This is a genomic window from Paracoccus litorisediminis (assembly GCF_009711205.1).
GTDB classification, from domain to species: Bacteria; Pseudomonadota; Alphaproteobacteria; order Rhodobacterales; family Rhodobacteraceae; genus Paracoccus; species Paracoccus litorisediminis.
The window spans coordinates 54,327-67,347 of record NZ_WMIG01000021.1 but is presented as its reverse complement, the minus strand read 5'-3'; the positions used below and the strand labels follow the sequence as shown (position 1 = coordinate 67,347).

Sequence of the window (13,021 nt, the reverse complement as noted above, 5' to 3'; positions counted from 1 at the left end):
GAAAGGCTTAAGACGCTCCATCTGTGCGTCAGACAGCCAGAAAAGATTGCTCATCGATCAGGTCTCCTCGCGGAGCCTGAATCACGTCATCACAGTAAAATCAATGGGTCCTGACCCTAGATCGCCTTGCCCTTCTGGTCAGGCTCGGCGCGGCGCATCGCTTGGGCGCTGACCTTGGGCGTCGTCGTGGTGGTCTCGGCCAATGTCGGCGTGCTTTTTGCGATCAACCGCTGGAGCAAGAGCTTCTTCGACACGCTCGATCAGCGCTCGATCGAGGCCATCCCGCGGATGATCCTGATCTTTCTGGCGCTGCTCGTCCTGAGCGCCGTGATCAATTACGGCATGGTGCGGCTGCGCATGGGGCTGCAGGCGGAATGGCGGCGCTGGCTGACGGGGCGGCTGATAGGGCGCTGGCTGGGCGAGCGGACTTATTACAAGCTCGAAGTTGCTTCGACCGGCGTCGACGTCCCCGAGGCCCGCATGTCCGATGATTTGAAGCAGGCACTGACCCCGGTGGTGGACCTGTCGGTCGGGCTTTTCAATGCAACGCTGGCGACGATCACCTTCATTGGTGTGCTGGCTCTGGTGGGGCTCGAGGTCTCGATCCCATGGCAGGGCGGCGTGTTGACCATCCCATATGGGTTTGTTCTGGCGGCTGTATGTTATGCGCTGGTCATGTCCTGCCTGACTTGGGTGATCGGCCGCCCGCTTATCGTGGCGGTCGAGGAGCAAAATGCCGCCGAGGCCGATCTGCGCTTTGAGCTGACCCGTGTCCGCGAAAGCGCAGAATCCATCGCGCTGATCAAGGGCGAAGATGAGGAAAAGCGCCGGTTGATCGGGTCGCTGTCGCGGCTCGCGACGGCGATCTGGACCATCGGATCGAACCACGGCCGCATCACCATCCTGACCAATATGAGCGCGATCCTTTTGCCGGTGATTCCGCTGCTGATCGGCGCGCCGAAATATATTCAGGGCGGCATGTCCCTGGGCGAGTTGATGCAGGTTTCGGCGGCTTTTGTGCAGGTCCAGATGGCCTTTAACTGGGTGATGGACAATTTCATTGTGCTGGCCAGTTGGCGGGCGGCGGCGAACCGGCTTTCGGTGCTGATCGGCGGCATGGATGAGTTGGAGCGCACCATTCACGGCCCCGACGACACGCGGATCGAGCTGCGCGAAGATGACGGGCAGGAATTGCGCCTGATCAGACTGGAGGTGCGGCGCGACGATGGCATCGTGGTGATCGACGAGGCCGAAGGCGTCATCGCGCGCGGCGAACGCGTGCTGGTTGGCGGTGAATCCGGCACCGGCAAAAGCACCCTGATCCGGGCGATTGCCGGGCTTTGGCCTTGGGGCAATGGCCAGATCATCATCCCGAAAAGCTGGCACATCATGTTCCTGCCGCAGACGCCCTATCTGCCGCTAGGAACCCTGCGCGGTTGCCTGAGCTACCCGAACCCGCCCGAGACGCTTTCTGACGCCGAGGCGGCGCGCGTCCTCGACCGCGTCGGCCTGCCGCATTTCCAGCCGCGCCTTGATGACGAGGACCGCGGGAGCCATGTCCTGTCCGGTGGCGAGCGCCAGCGCATCGCCTTTGCCCGTGTGCTGCTGGAACGGCCAGATCTTGTGGTGATGGATGAGGCGACCTCGGCCTTGGATGACGATAGCCAGTCCGGCGTGATGCAGGCGCTGATCGAGGAACTGCCCGAGGCGGCGCTAATCAGCGTGGCGCATCGTCCGGGCTTAGATGCCTATCATTCCCGCAGATTAGAGCTGAAACGGTTGGATGGCGGTGTCCGGCTGATCAAGGGCGACCGCATCGGGCGACGGCTCGACACGCGCTTCGGTCGGGTGTTCAACACTTTCGGGCGCATTCTAAGGGTGGAGAAGGCGGTGAAAGGCTCTGCGCCTGTCCCGGATCTGCGCGGCAAGCTGCCGGGAACACATGACCCCTAGAAATCACTTGCCCTTGCGCTCGGCGGCGATGCTTTTCTTCAACGCGTCCATGATATTGATGACATTGCCGGGTTTTTCGGGCGGCGCGGAGGCAGGCTTGGCCTTCCTCCGGGGTTTCTTCTTCGAGGCGATCAATTCCAGCAGGTTTTCCTGCACCGGGTCCTGAACGAGGACCGGATTCCATTCGACCATGCGTTGTCCGATCAGGCCCGTCACCAGCTTCATCAGCGCCGGATCGGGCTTGGTCTTGCCGGGCTTGTCGAAATAATCCCCCTCATCCCTGACTTCGTCGCCATAGCGCAGGGTCCAAAGCACGATGCCATTGTCCTTTGGCTCAAGCATCACGGCGCGTTCGCGGCGGTAAAGGACAAGCCGTGCAATCCCGACCATCCTTGTCGCCGCCATAGCGTCGCGGATGACGGAAAACGCCTCTTCCCCGATCGCATCCGACGGGGCGAGGTAATGCGGCTTGTCGTAATAGATCCAAGCGATGGACTGGCTCGGCACGAACATCTCGATATCGATGCTGCGGGTGCTTTCCAGCGCCACGGCGTCAAGCTCGTCATCCTCGATCAGGATGTGGTCGTTCTCGGCTCGGGGATAGCCCTTGGTCTGATCCTCGTCTGACACGGGCTTTCCGCTGACCTCGTCGACGAATTGGCTCTCCACGCGATGTCCGGTCTTGGCGTTCAGCGTATGGAAGCGCAGTTTCTCGCCTTCGGTCGTGGCCGGCATCATGGTGACCGGGCAGGTCACCAGCGAGAGTTTCAAATAACCTTTCCAGAAAACGCGCGGAGCCATTGGCCTAGTTTTCCGGAGGGCTGCCCGCTGCTGGAGTGTCGGCGGGCGGAGGCTCGGTGGGTGTGGTCAGAGCACCACCTTGAGGTGCCTCGGGCGCGACAGTTCGGCTGACATCGTCCTTGGCGACCGGATCCGCCCCCATCCACCAGATCAACGCAAGCCCTGCCACAGCCAGCGCCAGAATAATGGCGATGATCGCAGCGGGATGGCGCCGGGCGGCGCGTTCGGGTTCGGTGTTATAAGACATCGGGGCGCTCCTTCTGCGTCAGAAAATCCCGGTGACGTAAAGCAGGATGATGACGACAACCGGGACGCCCAGAAACCATGCGACCATACCTTTCATTTTGCGCTCCTTTCGTCTGAGGTATCTGCTTTTTCGGGACGATGATCCGGTGAGGGTTTGGGTTTTTCTGATCCACCCGTCGGCATCCGCCGTTCACGCTCCATTCCTGACGGATAGGTCGTGCGCTCCTGAGCGGGGTGATTGGGCAGATGCTGCTCGTCGTCTTTGGGGTTTTGCATCGCTTCTCCTGTTCGCGGCGGAAGGCGTTGTCGCGGATCAACCGGCAGAAGGCGGAAATGTTCGCAAAAAATTTCGAGATCCGCATGCCGGGAACATTCTGGCGTGATGCCCGGTTTGCACCGTCCCGCAACCGGACTTGATGGAAGTCCCGACACGTCATCGACATATAAGGAGAAACAACGTGGCACGCATATTGAACAACGGCACATGGGTTTTGGTGGCCGATGGCGAAAAGGCCCTGTTTCTCGAGAATGAAGGTGACGCGGAATATCCGGTCCTCAAGGTGCGCGGTAAGGAAACCCAAGCCAATCCCCTTGACCGTGAGCAATCGACAAGCCGACCGGGTCGGCAACATCAAAGCGTAGGTTCGGCACGCTCGGCCTATGAGGAAACCGATTGGCATCAGCTGGAAAAAGAGCGTTTTGGTCGGCACCTCGCCGAATTGCTTTACGACCATGCCGAGCAGCAGAATTTTGCCCGCATTATTTTGGTTGCCGCGCCCGAAGTTCTGGCCGCAATCCGGGCGCAACTGCATCAGACGGTCACAGAGCGCGTTGTCGCAGAAATCCCCAAAACCCTTACAAACCATCCAATCCCGGAGATCGAACGGGTTCTAAAAGCCGAATTCGACCCGGTCTGATTCTGATCGGCAAAGAGGAATGGCGATAATGCATGCGACACTTTTTCTGACCGGCATCGAGCCCGTCACCGGCACGGTCGATCCCACGCCGACCGGTTATGTGTTTTCAATCGACATGGTTTTGCCCGAAGGCGAGATGCCACGAGACAATGAAGCTCGTCTGGATCTCGCCGATGGCGGGACGCAGATCGTCCATCTCGAAAACGTCAATGTCTCGCAGGTCGCAAGCGCCGGTGACGAGGAGGTCTTTCGCGGCACGATCATTCTGCGCAAGCTACATGCACCAGAGCCGTGAGGTCGGAGGGCGCGCTGGCTTTCACGTCAACGGTTCGGGGAGCCTGTCGATGAGACGGTCGGGTGTGATCGGAAAACTATAGGCGCGCACACCACAGGCATTGTAGACGGCATTGGCGATGGCACCGGCGGTGCCGCAAATCCCTAATTCCCCGACACCTTTCGCTTGCAAGGGGCTGGCGGCTGTATCGCGTTCTTCCAGCAATATCACGTCCAGATCCGGAATATCGGCATGAACGGGCAGGTGATATTGCTCGAGATCATGGTTCATCAACCGGCCATCACGCAGATCAAAGGACAATTCTTCGCTCAGGGCCGAGCCGATGCCCCAGACCATGCCGCCCAGACATTGCGAGCGTGCGGTCTTTTGGTTCAGCACACGCCCGAAGCCGAAAACACCCAGCAAGCGCCTGATGCGGGTCTCGGCGGTAAAGGCGTTCACCGCGACTTCGCAGAAAAACGCGCCATAGCTGGCTTGGGCATAGTCGATCTGGGTCTTGCCTGGTTTGATGCGGCCAATTTCCTCAAGCGCATATCCGCGCAGAAGTTCGGCCACCGGCGCGGAACGTTCTCCGCTCGATGCGATGCCATTACGCAGGTCCAGCCTATCGGAACGCGCCCCCAGGCGATGCGCCAGGCGGTCGCGGATCGCCTCGCAGGCGCGAAACACCGCCGAGCCTGTCGAACTCGCGCCGAAACTGCCCCCGGAGCCTGCCCCTGACGGCAACTCGCTATCGCCCAATTCCACCCGCACCCGCTCGATCGGCACGCCCAGCATTTCCCCAGCGATCTGGCCAAGAATGGCATAGCTTCCGGTGCCGATATCGGTTTGGTCGGATTGCACGAGAAGGCTGCCATCAGGCTCGAGCCGCACCCGCGCTGCAGCCGGCATCAGCATATTGACCCGCGCGGCCGAGGCAACGCCCAAGCCGATCCACCATTCGCCCTCTCGGGTCATGCAGGGCTTGGGTTGCCGTTCATGCCAACCAAAGGCCGCAGCACCTTGGTCCAAGGCCTCGGCCAACATGCGCGAGGAATAGGGCCGATCTTTACCGGGTTCGCTTGAGGGCAGATTACGCTTACGCAGTTCGATCGGGTCGAGACCGGCTCTTTCGGCCAACTCGTCCATCGCGGCTTCTAGGGCCTGCATGCCGACCGCCTCACCGGGCGCGCGTACCGACCCAGCGGTCAGCCGGCTGATCCGGGCAATATTGACGCAAAGCTTGCGATTTTCGCCGCCGTAAAGGAACTGCGTGGCCTGGGTCACCGGTTCGGCAAAGCTTTCTTGCGGCAGGTTCGAAACCCAGGCCTCGTGCCCCAAGCCGGTCAGGCGACCATCGCCATCGGCAGCAAGGCGCAGACGTTGCCTGGTTTCCGAGCGACGCATGATCGTGGTGAAGACCTGCTGCCGGGTCAGGACCACACGGACCGGGCGCCCGAGGGCCTTGGCCGCAAGCGCCGCCGCGACCGCGTCATGGGATATCCCCAGCTTCGAGCCGAAGCCGCCCCCGACATAGGGCGAGAGGATGCGCACGCGCTTTGGCGCGATCCGCAACGCGTCGGCGAGTTCTTTCACATTATGCGAAATCATCTGGAAACTGCCCCAAATTGTCAAATCATCGCCTTGCCAACTGGCGATCGAGGCATGGGGCTCCATGGCAGCGCTGGCATGGCCTGCGGTCTCATATGTCGCATCTACCTTATGGGCGGCATTTGCCATGGCCTCGTCGAGATCACCGAGAATGATGGGTTTTTCGGCGGGCTCCGACGGTGCGGTCTCGGGATCATAAGGCACGTCGTGATGTCGTTCATAGGTGATGCAGAGCGCCTTGGCCGCATGCATTGCCTGTTCGAATGTCTCTGCGACGACGAGGGCAAGAGGTTGCCCATGATATTCGATCTGACGCGGATCCTGGGCCGGTGCCCGACCGGCCGTGCCCTGCGCTGGTCGTCGCAACATAAGTTTGTCGGTAAAGATGCCCAAAACGCCGGGCAGTGCTTCGATCTTTTCGGACTCGATCTGCAAGATTTTGCCTTGCGCGACCGTCGCGGTGACGAGCACGCCATCGGCGCAATTCTCGGGGCGGTATTCGGCGGCATAGGTTGCGCGCCCCGTGACCTTGAGGCCCGCCTCCGGACGATCCAGCCCTTTGCCGATAATCCCCTGACCGGTCCGGTCAAGCAGGTTCCTTTGGTCGGGACTGTCAAAGGTTCCAAACATCGTCACGCCTCCGTGTTGGTTGCCTCGCTCAGCACGGCAATCAGCGCGCGGCGCAGGAGCGGTATTTTGAAAGCATTGCCACTCTGAGCCTTCGCCTTTCCGACGAGCAGATCGGCTGCCTGCGCAAACAGCTTCAAGGAGGGCTCCTGCCCGACCAGTGCCGTCTCAACCGCCGGGTCCTGCCATGGTTTATGGGCGACGCTTCCGAAGGCCAGAGCGGCATGGCGGATACGCCCGTCTGCAATCGTGATCGCGGCGGCAACCGAGACGAGGGCAAAGGCAAATGAGGAGCGGTCCCGCACCTTTCGGTAGATTTGCGCGCCGCCCATCGCGGGCGGTAAAGTGACCGACGAGATCAGTTCCCCGGGCTCCAGTAGATTATCCTTCGCGGGCTGATGCTCTGGCAGGCGGTGGAAGTCACCGATGGGCACCGAGCGCGTGCCAGTTCTTCCCAAAATCTCGACCGACGCACCCAGTGCCAAGAGCGCCACGGCCATATCACCGGGATAGGTCGCGATGCAGTTTTCCGAGGCGCCAAAGATCGCGTGGCTGCGATTGACGCCGTGCAAGGCGTCGCAGCCCGTGCCAGGATCACGTTTATTGCAGCGCGCCTCTGGCTGCATGAAATAGCTGCAACGGGTTCTTTGGCAAAGATTGCCCCCGGTCGTGGCGCGATTGCGCAATTGCGGGCTGGCTCCGGCAAGAATGGCGCGCGCAAGCAAGGGATAGTCGCGGCGAACCCGCGCATCTGCGGCGCAATCGGTATTGCGCACCATGGCACCGATGCGCAACCCGCCATCGATCTCTGAAATTTCCGTCATGCCAAGCGGGTTGATGTCGATGATCTGCGCGGGCACTTCGACTTCAAGTTTCATCAGATCGAGGATATTGGTGCCGCCCGCGATGATGCGGTCCGCGGCGCTAATATCGGAGGGCTTGGTGGCGCGACGATATTCGAATGGCCTCATGGAGTTGCCTCCGTGATCTCGCGGATCGCCGCGATGATGTTGGAATATGCGCCGCAGCGGCAAAGATTGCCGCTCATGCGCTCACGCAACTCGTCATCACTTAGTTTGATGTGTTGCAGATCCGCACTGACATGGCTTGGCCAGCCTTGCGCCAATTCCTCCAGCATCGCGGTGGCCGAACAGATCTGGCCGGGGGTGCAATAACCGCATTGAAAACCGTCATGCTTGATGAAGGCCCGTTGCAGCGCGGAGAGGTGATCCGGCTCGCCCAAGCCTTCAATCGTCGTGATCTCGGAGCCGTGTTGCATGATGGCGAGCGTGAGGCAGGAGTTGATCCGGCGACCATCGACGATCACCGTGCACGCACCGCATTGACCATGATCGCATCCCTTTTTGGTGCCGCAAAGACCGAGGTCGTCGCGCAGAAAATCGAGAAGGCTGCGTCTGGGATCGCCCGTATAGGTGCGGGCCATGCCGTTGACGGTGAATTTGGCTGGCGGGTTGCAGGACATGACATCTCCTCTGGCCGCTTGGCGGGAGTGTCGGAACCATCCAATCCAATGCTTGTTCCTGAAAACTTTGGAGCCCGCAGCCACGAGGAACAAGTTCTGCTGGATTCGGAGCAGATTGGAGAGGCGAGGCCGCCTCTCCGATGTCACAACGGCGATCAGGCCGCCGCCATGCCTTCGCGCGAGGAGAAGAAGATCGCCTGACTGAGCGCCGAGGCGACCTGCTCTTCGCTATAGGGTTTTTGCAGCAGATAGGTTGGCTCGGGGCGCTCGCCGGTCAGCAGGCGTTCCGGGAAGGCGGTGATGAAGACCACCGGAATATCGCCCAGATCATTCAGCAATTGACTCACAGCATCCAATCCCGAGGACCCATCGGCAAGTTGGATATCGGAAAGGATCACATCCGGGCGTTTGCGATGCGCCAGATCCACGGCAGCTTTGTGCGTGCGGGCAATCCCCGTCACCTCATGGCCCATGGCTTGAACGATGCTCTTGAGATCCATCGCGATGATGGATTCATCTTCGATGATCATGACATTCGAGGTCAATCGGTCAGACAACTCGCGCCGCGCGATCGCAACCAGTTCTTCGGCCTCTTGCGGGCTGATCTCCATGATGCGGGCGATCTGGTCGTAATTCATGTCCTCGATCGCGTGAAGCAACAGGGCCTCGCGCGAATTCGGCGTCAGGCGACGCAGAAATGCCTGAGCATTCATTTCGCGGGCATTCTCGGGCTGGATTTCGATCGGCTGACCTGAGCTTTGCCACAGGCCATGGAAGGTCCGGAAAAGTCCGACCCGAATATCATCGGGCTGCACAAGGCTAGGGTCGATCAAAATCGTTTCGAGGGTTGCGGCGGCATAATTGTCTCCGGCCCTTTGGCTGCCCGTCAAAGCGCGCGCGTAGCGGCGCAAATACCGGACTTCCTGACTGATCGCTTGTGCCAAATCTGCGGGTGCCATTGAGACCTCTGGTTTTTTATCTTCCCGGCCCTAACGCGCGTGAGTGGATTTTGTTTCCCCCAAGCAACAGGTCCTTGGGCCGGGGAACCGAGCCTGCGGCCTTGTTGAACTGGGCTTACCTGCGGCCCAATCGTTCCCGTCAGATCGGCTGGACGTGGAAAATCGCTGATTGGGTGCGCGCGTCCTAGATATGGCCGAGAAAGGCGAGCAGACGTCGCTCGCTTGCGCGCAGTTCGGCGATATCGGGGCATGCTATGCTTGCGAGATATGCGCTGCGCTCTGCAGGCGGCTGCGCGGCTAATTCCAGTACCGCTGAGTGGATGTAGGATTTGCGGCAGACGGTCGGGGTATTGAACAGCCTCTCGGCGGCGGCTTGGGCCAACATGCGCGGGGTAAGCCGGGCATCCGCAGCCAAACCCGCTGCAAGTTCGAAGGCCGCGAGTGTGCCACCCCATGTCCGAAAGGTCTTCGCGGTCATACCTTCTCCGACAATCTCGGCAAGATAGGCATTCACATCTTGCGAATGCAGACTGTGGGTCACGCCGTCCTCATCGAGATAGGTGAAAAGATTGCGGCCCGGCAGATCGCCGATTTCTTGCAGGATGCGGTTCAACCGTTTGTCGCGCAGCGCATGGCGACAGATCTTGCCGCCCTTGGCGCGGAATTTCAGCTGGATAATCCCTTCCGCGCTGAGGCTGAGATGGCGCGTCAGCAGGGTCGAGGCGCCAAAGCTGCGATTGGCCGCAGTATAGGCGGGATTGCCGATGCGCAGACAGGTCCGGTCGATCAGAAGCACCAAGGCGGCAAGGCTGAAGGCGCGGTCGCCGACCTCGCCTTGCAGATCGCGCCGGAGCCTGCGACGCAATGCCGGAAGGGCCTGACCGAAAGCCGCAAGCTGGTCGTATTTGTTGCGGGATTGCGCCTCGCTCCAAAGCGGGTGATAGCGATATTGCTTTCGGCCCCGCTCGTCCCGCCCGGTCGCTTGCAGATGGCCGTTGGGCAATGCGCAGATCCAAACATCGCGATAGGCCGGAGGCACGGCCAAGGCCTTGATCCGGGCGATTTCTTCGCGGCTTAGCCCCTCGCCCTGAGGTCCGCGATAGGAGAAGCCTTTGCCCGCCCGCCGCCGTGAGATGCCGGGATCGCTATCCGAAACGAAGACCAGTCTTTCCGGCATCTCTCAGTAATTTGCCGGAGGATCGCTGGCCGGGAAGGATTCGTCATTCAGTTCATCCACCATGTCCCATTCCTCTGGCGGCTCGTCCATCGCCTCGGGTCCGGCGTCGCGGATATTTTCCAGTTGCGGGACAGGTCGAGAACTCCGCGCGTCGAGTACGGATTTCAGCAGGAAGCCCGCAGCGATGCCAAGGCCAAGGCGCAAGATCTGGTTTCGCATCATCCTCTCCTTTCTCAGATCATCGGCATGCAGCCGGTGACGGCGATGGTCGCGCCCGAGACATAGCTCGACATCGGCTCAGCCAGCATCACATAGGTCGAGGCCAGTTCGACCGGCTGCGCGGGCCGTTTCAGCGGGTATTTCTCGCCGAACCTCGCGACCTCCTCGGGCGGGAAACTTGCCGGGATCAGCGGCGTCCAGACCGGACCGGGGGCGACCGCATTCACCCGGACGCCCTTTTCGGCCAGAAGCTGGGCGAGGCCGGCGGTGAAATTCTGGATCGCCCCCTTGGTCGTGGCATAGGCCAGCAGCGTCGGGTTCGGTTTGTCGGCATTGATCGAGGCGGTGTTGATGATCGCGGCTCCCGGCGCCATATGCGGGATCGCCGCCTTTGCCAGATAGAACATCGCGTCGATATTGACGGCAAAGGTGCGCCGCCATTCCTCGTCCGAGATCTCGCCGATCTCATCGAATTTCATCTGATGCGCGGCATTGTTCACGAGGATGTCGATGCGGCCATATTTCGCGACAGTTTGCGCCACGACATCGCGGCAATGGGCCGGATCGCCCAGATCTCCGGCCAGCAACAAACCAGTCGCAGCCCGCCTCTTTGACTAATCCGGCAGTGTCTTGCTCATCGTCACGCTCGTCGAGATAGGCAATGGCGAGGTCCGCCCCTTCGCGCGCATAGGCGATGGCGACGGCACGGCCAATGCCGCTATCGCCGCCCGTGATCAGCGCGATCTTGCCATCCAACCTGCCTGCGCCGCGCCAAGAGGTCTCGCCATGATCCGGGCGCGCTTGCATGACCTGAAAGCTGCCGGGAAGCTCTTGGCTTTGCTCGGGGAAGGGGGGCTTGGGGTAATCCTTCATCTCTTCGATCCTCATGGCTTCGGCATTTCGGAAGGAACCTGAGCAATGCCGCAATGTTCCCGCCTCAGCCCTTGTCCTTGGCCTTGGGGATGATGCTGATCCCGCCGCTGATCTCGAGCACGGCCGCCTCGATCTCGTCGAGGCTGCGCAGTCCCTGCTGCTGTCGCGCCGCTTCCAGAATGTCGCCGATGCCCATTCTGGCGCGGCGCATGGCATGCTCGTCGATCTTGCCGCCCGAGAGCAGCACCGTTGGCGCGCCATCGAGCCAAAGTGCGACATGGCGCGAATTGCGCTTCACATAGGAAAGCAGGATATCGACCGAGAAAAGCGTCAGGATCAGGATCAGCGCATTGACCAACGAGAAATCATCGCCCAACAACGCCTGCTGCGTCGTCTCGGCGATGATGAGCAACAGCACGAAATCGAAAGGCGTCGATTGGGCCAACGTCCTTCGCCCCGATAGCCGGGTGATCAGCAGCAGGATCGCATAGATGGTGACGCCGCGAATGACGGAATCCATGGCGCAGCTATGGCAGGACGAGGATGTTGACGCTGCGGCTTTCGCCGTCGAGGCCGAGATCAAAGCGGGCCCAGCCAAAATGCATGGGTCGGGTCGAGATCCGGATCTCATGCGGGGCAGGGCCCGCGGCGGAAAAACGCATCTCATGGGCCTGTGTCGTCAGGCGGCTCGTCTCGGGATCGGGCTGGATGCGCCCGACCTCGAACAAATTGAAAAAGCCCGTGCCGATGGTCAGGTCATGGGTGTCACGCGGCTCTAAGAAGCGGACGCGGATTTCATCCCATTCCTCCCAACGCGCCACCCGCGGCATTTGCGCCACCGCGCCGGACATGCGGATCTCTTGCAGATGGAATGCGCCGCCGCTGCCGGTCAGACCTAGCAGGGCAAGCAGCATCGCGGTGCCATAACCTAGCCACGCGACACGCTGAACGCGCCAATAGCGCTCTTGGAAGGCGCGGTGTTCCTCAAGCTGCAAACCATCGGCGCGGATGGGTGGCAGGCACAAATCCTTGCTCAAGATCGGGCCTCCTCGCGGAAAAATGCGCGGCGAAACGGGCGAGGGAAGAAACAGTGCGAGCCGTGCTTTGTTCCAGCGGCTTTGCGAGAGCGTTTTTTTCGCAACCGCTGAAACATTTTCGCCCCCTCCCGGTTCAACAGCCTTCCGGACTGTCTGCGAGAGCTATCGGTGCCGTGGCTTCGCAGCGTGAAGGCCAACCTTCGTTCGAGGAGTAGCGGAATGAGCCCCTTCATCGACCGACTGACCTATTTCCGCCACGAGCAAGAGAAATCCTCTGCGGGTCACGGCATTTACCACCGATGAAATCCGGAAATGGGAGGACGCCTACCGAAAACGCTGGGCCGCCAAGCTGGGCCGCCGGCAAGATCGTGTGCTCGACCCTGGCGTGAATTGCACCGGTTCCATAAGAAAAGGAAAAGCCCATGCCGATTGAAAAGGATCTGTTCTGGAAGCGCCTTGAGAGCATCAATGCCGGCATGCTCGGCACCCGCGCGCAGCTGAAACTGGTGCCGATGTCGCATTATGCCGATCGCGATGCGGGCGCATTATGGTTCATCACGGCGCAAGGCACGGATCTGGTGGCGGAGGTCGAAGGCGGGGCACAACCGGCGCTGCATATCGTCGGCGATGCCGCGGGCAAGCTCTGGACGCGCATGGAGGGACATCTCGAACTGTCACCCGACCGCGGCAAGCTTGATGAAATCTGGAACCGCGTCGCCGCCGCTTGGTTCGACGAAGGCAAGGACGATCCGGATCTGCGGCTTCTCAGGCTTGATCTTTCCGAGGCCGAGATCTGATCGACCAATGGGGGCTTGGGCTTTCTCATGCAGGTCGCGAAAGCCAA

The 13,021-nt window shown here is 60.8% G+C and carries 16 protein-coding genes and 1 pseudogene; 6 read left to right on the top strand and 11 right to left on the bottom strand.

Annotated features, from left to right (window positions below):
- Window positions 1-126 precede the first annotated feature (126 nt).
- The gene (locus GL300_RS22020) at window positions 127-1,953 is read left to right on the top strand and encodes an ABC transporter ATP-binding protein/permease (RefSeq protein ID WP_155041828.1); all 1,827 of its coding nucleotides are present in this window, start codon (window positions 127-129) and stop codon (window positions 1,951-1,953) included.
- A 3-nt stretch (window positions 1,954-1,956) separates the two neighbouring features.
- Here the strand turns inward: GL300_RS22020 and ku are convergent, their stop codons facing one another.
- Both ku and GL300_RS22010 read right to left on the bottom strand, forming a co-directional pair.
- Entirely contained in the window at window positions 1,957-2,754 is a 798-nt protein-coding gene (gene ku, locus GL300_RS22015) for a non-homologous end joining protein Ku (protein WP_155041827.1), read from the bottom strand.
- Between the two features lie 4 nt (window positions 2,755-2,758).
- Window positions 2,759-3,001 carry a hypothetical protein gene (locus GL300_RS22010; protein WP_155041826.1) on the bottom strand — a complete coding sequence of 81 codons (243 nt, stop codon included), beginning with the start codon at window positions 2,999-3,001 and terminating at the stop codon, window positions 2,759-2,761.
- Window positions 3,002-3,246: 245 nt separating this feature from the next.
- Between GL300_RS22010 and GL300_RS26280 the strand changes: the two genes are divergently transcribed.
- From GL300_RS26280 to GL300_RS21995, 3 genes are read left to right on the top strand one after another with little or no spacing between them, the layout of a single operon-like run.
- Complete coding sequence (locus tag GL300_RS26280; RefSeq protein WP_170297775.1) at window positions 3,247-3,417, top strand: hypothetical protein; 171 nt, start codon at window positions 3,247-3,249, stop codon at window positions 3,415-3,417.
- A 41-nt stretch (window positions 3,418-3,458) separates the two neighbouring features.
- On the top strand, window positions 3,459-3,917 hold the full coding sequence (locus tag GL300_RS22000) for a host attachment family protein (protein ID WP_343043167.1): 459 nt from the start codon (window positions 3,459-3,461) through the stop codon (window positions 3,915-3,917).
- 28 nt (window positions 3,918-3,945) lie between these two features.
- Entirely contained in the window at window positions 3,946-4,212 is a 267-nt protein-coding gene (locus GL300_RS21995) for a hypothetical protein (protein WP_155041823.1), read from the top strand.
- A 21-nt stretch (window positions 4,213-4,233) separates the two neighbouring features.
- Here the strand turns inward: GL300_RS21995 and GL300_RS21990 are convergent, their stop codons facing one another.
- The 9 genes and pseudogenes from GL300_RS21990 to GL300_RS21950 all read right to left on the bottom strand — a co-directional run bounded on the left by GL300_RS21990 (window position 4,234) and on the right by GL300_RS21950 (window position 12,177).
- A complete protein-coding gene (locus GL300_RS21990; protein WP_155041822.1) occupies window positions 4,234-6,432 on the bottom strand; it encodes a xanthine dehydrogenase family protein molybdopterin-binding subunit in 2,199 nt (732 codons plus the stop codon).
- Window positions 6,433-6,434: 2 nt separating this feature from the next.
- Complete coding sequence (locus GL300_RS21985) at window positions 6,435-7,400, bottom strand: FAD binding domain-containing protein (protein WP_155041821.1); 966 nt, start codon at window positions 7,398-7,400, stop codon at window positions 6,435-6,437.
- Window positions 7,397-7,912 carry a 2Fe-2S iron-sulfur cluster-binding protein gene (locus tag GL300_RS21980; RefSeq protein WP_155041820.1) on the bottom strand — a complete coding sequence of 172 codons (516 nt, stop codon included), beginning with the start codon at window positions 7,910-7,912 and terminating at the stop codon, window positions 7,397-7,399. Before GL300_RS21980 ends, GL300_RS21985 begins: the two co-directional genes overlap by 4 nt.
- 155 nt (window positions 7,913-8,067) lie before the next feature.
- On the bottom strand, window positions 8,068-8,871 hold the full coding sequence (locus GL300_RS21975) for a response regulator (RefSeq protein WP_155041819.1): 804 nt from the start codon (window positions 8,869-8,871) through the stop codon (window positions 8,068-8,070).
- A gap of 184 nt (window positions 8,872-9,055) precedes the next feature.
- Window positions 9,056-10,048: a DNA topoisomerase IB gene (locus tag GL300_RS21970; RefSeq protein WP_155041818.1), complete on the bottom strand. Its 993-nt coding sequence runs from the start codon at window positions 10,046-10,048 to the stop codon at window positions 9,056-9,058.
- A gap of 3 nt (window positions 10,049-10,051) precedes the next feature.
- Window positions 10,052-10,267, bottom strand: coding sequence for a hypothetical protein (locus tag GL300_RS21965; RefSeq protein ID WP_155041817.1), 216 nt, complete (start codon window positions 10,265-10,267; stop codon window positions 10,052-10,054).
- A 14-nt stretch (window positions 10,268-10,281) separates the two neighbouring features.
- Window positions 10,282-11,140: pseudogene (locus GL300_RS21960) on the bottom strand (SDR family oxidoreductase).
- 64 nt (window positions 11,141-11,204) lie between these two features.
- Window positions 11,205-11,660, bottom strand: a complete 456-nt coding sequence (locus GL300_RS21955) for a DUF421 domain-containing protein (protein WP_155041816.1) — start codon at window positions 11,658-11,660, stop codon at window positions 11,205-11,207.
- Between the two features lie 7 nt (window positions 11,661-11,667).
- Complete coding sequence (locus GL300_RS21950) at window positions 11,668-12,177, bottom strand: hypothetical protein (RefSeq protein WP_155041815.1); 510 nt, start codon at window positions 12,175-12,177, stop codon at window positions 11,668-11,670.
- Window positions 12,178-12,424: 247 nt separating this feature from the next.
- Here GL300_RS21950 and GL300_RS27530 point away from each other — a divergent pair, with 247 nt between their 5' ends.
- Window positions 12,425-12,610 (top strand): hypothetical protein, encoded by a 186-nt coding sequence (locus tag GL300_RS27530; RefSeq protein WP_425495933.1) that lies wholly within the window; start codon window positions 12,425-12,427, stop codon window positions 12,608-12,610.
- Window positions 12,600-12,974: a pyridoxamine 5'-phosphate oxidase family protein gene (locus GL300_RS21940; protein WP_246195325.1), complete on the top strand. Its 375-nt coding sequence runs from the start codon at window positions 12,600-12,602 to the stop codon at window positions 12,972-12,974. The genes GL300_RS27530 and GL300_RS21940 overlap by 11 nt, the downstream gene beginning before the upstream one ends.
- The last annotated feature ends 47 nt before the right edge of the window (window positions 12,975-13,021 follow it).